Source organism: Sandarakinorhabdus sp. (genome assembly GCF_031422795.1).
GTDB lineage: Bacteria > Pseudomonadota > Alphaproteobacteria > Sphingomonadales > Sphingomonadaceae > Sandarakinorhabdus.
The window spans coordinates 1-3469 of the sequence record NZ_JANPML010000327.1; the positions used below are offsets into that span (position 1 = coordinate 1).

At 64.2% G+C, this 3469-nt stretch carries 6 protein-coding genes; all 6 read right to left on the reverse strand.

The features are described 5' to 3' along the window. Nucleotides 1-586, reverse strand: a 586-nt coding sequence (locus tag RMO81_RS11835; protein ID WP_310476088.1) for an NAD(P)(+) transhydrogenase (Re/Si-specific) subunit beta, incomplete at its 3' end; no start/stop codon positions are given. Between the two features lie 10 nt (nucleotides 587-596). Beyond that, nucleotides 597-908 carry an NAD(P) transhydrogenase subunit alpha gene (locus tag RMO81_RS11840; protein WP_310476089.1) on the reverse strand — a complete coding sequence of 104 codons (312 nt, stop codon included), beginning with the start codon at nucleotides 906-908 and terminating at the stop codon, nucleotides 597-599. Nucleotides 909-913: 5 nt separating this feature from the next. Then, nucleotides 914-2041 (reverse strand): NAD(P) transhydrogenase subunit alpha, encoded by a 1128-nt coding sequence (locus tag RMO81_RS11845; protein WP_310476090.1) that lies wholly within the window; start codon nucleotides 2039-2041, stop codon nucleotides 914-916. A 25-nt stretch (nucleotides 2042-2066) separates the two neighbouring features. Continuing rightward, nucleotides 2067-2192 carry an aa3-type cytochrome c oxidase subunit IV gene (locus RMO81_RS11850; RefSeq protein ID WP_310476091.1) on the reverse strand — a complete coding sequence of 42 codons (126 nt, stop codon included), beginning with the start codon at nucleotides 2190-2192 and terminating at the stop codon, nucleotides 2067-2069. A 123-nt stretch (nucleotides 2193-2315) separates the two neighbouring features. After that, nucleotides 2316-3305, reverse strand: coding sequence for a dihydropteroate synthase (gene folP / locus RMO81_RS11855; protein WP_310476092.1), 990 nt, complete (start codon nucleotides 3303-3305; stop codon nucleotides 2316-2318). Then, complete coding sequence (locus tag RMO81_RS11860; RefSeq protein ID WP_409049613.1) at nucleotides 3299-3445, reverse strand: M13-type metalloendopeptidase; 147 nt, start codon at nucleotides 3443-3445, stop codon at nucleotides 3299-3301. Before RMO81_RS11860 ends, folP begins: the two co-directional genes overlap by 7 nt. Between the last annotated feature and the right edge of the window lie 24 nt (nucleotides 3446-3469).

A 3469-nucleotide genomic window follows, 5' to 3' on the forward strand; every position in this document is an offset into this window, starting at 1 on the left:
CAGCGGCAGCGGTGGCATCGGTGGCGAACAGGCCGGTGAGGATGACAATGCCGGCCAGAACGCCCAGGTTGAGCACATGGCGCCCCGGCAGCAGGATCGGCGAGCCGGACATGCGGCCCGAAAGTTTCAGGAAGGCGATGATCGATCCGGAGAAGGTGATCGCACCGATGGCGACACCCAGACCCAGTTCGACCCGCGACACAGTGAGGATCGCGCCTGCCGCATCAACAATGCCGAACGCCGCCGGGTTGAGATAGGCCGCGCAGCCGACCAGCACGGCGGCCATGCCAACCAGGCTGTGGAAGCCCGCCACCAGTTCCGGCATCGCCGTCATCTGGATGCGCTGGGCGATGACCCAGCCAATACCGCCGCCCAGCGCAATCGCGCCAACGATCAGCGGCAAGCCGGTCGGGTGCAGCGCCAGCGACGTGCAGACGGCCAGCAACATGCCGATCATGCCATTGCGGTTACCCGCCTGGCTGGATTCCGGCGACGACAGCCCGCGCAGGGCGAGAATGAACAGCACACCGGCGGCGAGATAGGCCAGAACGGCCCAGGCCGGGGTGGCAGCGACTGCGTGTTCCATGGTCCTGCCCTTACTTCGAAGCCGCCGGCTTCTTGTCTTTTTTCTTGTACATGGCGAGCATGCGGCGCGTGACGGCAAAACCGCCAAAGATGTTGACGCTGGCCAGCACCACGCCAGCTAGGCCCAGCCACTGCGACAGGCCACCACCATCGGTGATGGCACCGGCCGCCGCCGCGATCAGCGCGCCGACGATGATCACCGAGGAAATGGCGTTGGTCACGGCCATCAGCGGCGTGTGCAGCGCCGGCGTGACCGACCACACCACATAATAACCGACGAACACCGCCAGCACGAAGATCGACAGGATTGAAAGGAAATCCATGATGCTTACCCCTGCAACCGTTCGTGGACGACCTTGCCACCCTCGGTCAGCTTGATGCCCTTCACGATATCGTCGTCAGCCGGCCACACGGCGGCTTTCGCCTCCTTGTCCCAGAAGGCGCTGATCATGTTGAACAAATTGCGGCTGTAGAGCGCGCTGGCATCAGGCGCCATGCGGCTCGCCGGATTCGAATGGCCGATGATCTTGACGCCGTAGCGTTCCACGATTTCACCCGCAACAGCACCTTCGACGTTGCCGCCGCTATCCACCGCCAGATCAACAATGACGCTGCCCGGCCGCATCGAGGCGACCTGCGCGTCGGTAACCAGGCGCGGTGCCGGCCGGCCCGGAATCAGCGCGGTGGTGATGACGATATCCTGCTTGGCGATGTGCGCCGATACCAGTTCGGCCTGCGCCGCCTTGTATTCATCGCTCATTTCGGTGGCATAGCCGCCAGCGCCTTCGCCCGAAATGCCTGCCACCTTCTCGACGAAAATCGCCTTGGCACCCAGCGATTCAATCTGTTCCTTGGTGGCGGCGCGCACGTCGGTGGCGCTGACCACGCCGCCCAGGCGGCGGGCGGTAGCAATGGCCTGCAGACCGGCAACGCCGACACCCATGATGAACACGCGGGCCGCGCTGATCGTGCCAGCGGCCGTCATCATCATGGCAAAGGCGCGGCCATAGGTTTCGCCGGCGTCGATGACGGCCTTGTAGCCGGCAAGGTTGGACTGGCTGGACAACACGTCCATCGATTGCGCGCGGGTGGTGCGCGGCATGAATTCCATCGCATAGGCGATCAGGCCAGCGCCGGCATAAGCCTCGATCTTGGCGCGATCGTTGAAGGGCGACTGGATGGCAGCTACTATCGTGCCAGGCACAATGTTGGGCAGATCGGCCAGTTGCGGCCCCTGCACGCCCAGCACCATATCGGCCCCGGCAATCACATCGGCGCGGGCAGCGACCGTGGCACCAGCAGCGGCATAATCGGCATCGCTGATCCTTGCGCCAAAGCCAGCGCCGGCTTCCACCGCCACGCTGGCACCCAGGCCCATCAGCTTCTTTACCGTTTCCGGCGTGGCCGCGACCCGCGTTTCAACGCCGCCGGCTTCTTTCAGCACCGCGATCTTCATGGTTCCGCCCCCAGTTGCGCTTGTTTCAGACCAGGAACACGTAGAGCGCGAGCATGACCGTGATCACAAAGATCGTGCCCCACTTGGTAAAGCCGGTGAAGCTTTCATAGGTGGAACGGTGGCTGTCGTTCTGCTGTTCGTTGCTGGCCATGATCGGCGAAACCCCTAATGCTGGCAGTGGCGGGTCGCGCTGCCGCAACCTGTGCAGTTCGCCTGTTAGCAGACAATCCGTGTCTGTGAAGGGGGCGCAGCTTTGAAGGGGCCAAATGCCGGATCAGGCCTGCGCGATTGAGCAGGCTCTCCATACTGCCAAGGCCTGCAGCGTTTCCGGCACATCATGCACGCGCAGCACCTGCACGCCGGCTTGCGCCCCGGCCAGCGCCAGCGCCAGGCTGCCCGGCAGGCGCTGTTCCACCGACACGTCGCCCGCCAGTTTTGAAATCAACGACTTGCGGCTTGCACCGAGCAGGATCGGCACACCCAGACCGTGCAGCAGGCTCAGCCCTTTCAGCAGGGCCAGATTATGCTCCAGCCCCTTGCCGAAACCGATACCCGGATCAGCGATGATGGCATCGGCTGCGATTCCGCCGGCAGTGGCTGCGGCAATCCGCCCCTCCAGCCAGTCAAACACATCAAGCAGCGCATCATCATACTGCGGCGCCAGCTGCATGGTTTCGGGTGTGCCCTGATGGTGCATCAATATCACCGGGCAGCCGCGCTGCGCCACCAGCGCCATGGCCGCCGGATCATGGCCCAGCGCACTGACATCATTGACGATCATCGCACCGGCATCGAGCGCGGCGACCATCACGGGTGATTTGCGCGTGTCGATGGAGACCGGCAGGCCTTTCAGCCCGCTCCACAACGGCGCAAGCCGCGCCAGTTCGTCCGCCACCGGCAATTCCGGCGCACCGGGCCGCGTCGATTCCGCTCCCACGTCGATGATCGTCGCACCGGCCGCGTGCATGGCGTGGGCAGCGGCGATGGCGGCTGCGGGCGCGTCATGGCGGCCTCCATCGGAAAAACTGTCGGGCGTGATGTTCAAGATGCCCATCACCAGCGGCAATCGCTGCTCAAAGCGGGCCAGCAACGGGCGCGGCCTTGTCAGCCGTTCGCGCCAATCGTCCGGCACATCGGCCGCATCCACAAAACCCAGGCTGCCGGCCCGAGTCAGCACTTCGCAGCGCGCAAAGGAAAAGGGGCCGCCGGCAAGCAGCAGCCCCTCTCCTTCAGTCAGTATCGGGCGATAATAGCGCCTTACCACAGCTTGATGCGCTCTTCCGGCGACAGGTACATCTTTTCGCCCTGCTTCACGTTGAACGCCTTGTACCAGGCGTCGATGTTGCGCACGACATAGGGGCGGAAATGGCCCGGCGTGTGCGGATCGGTGACCAGCTGCTGCAACAGCGCCGGCTCGCGATATTTCTG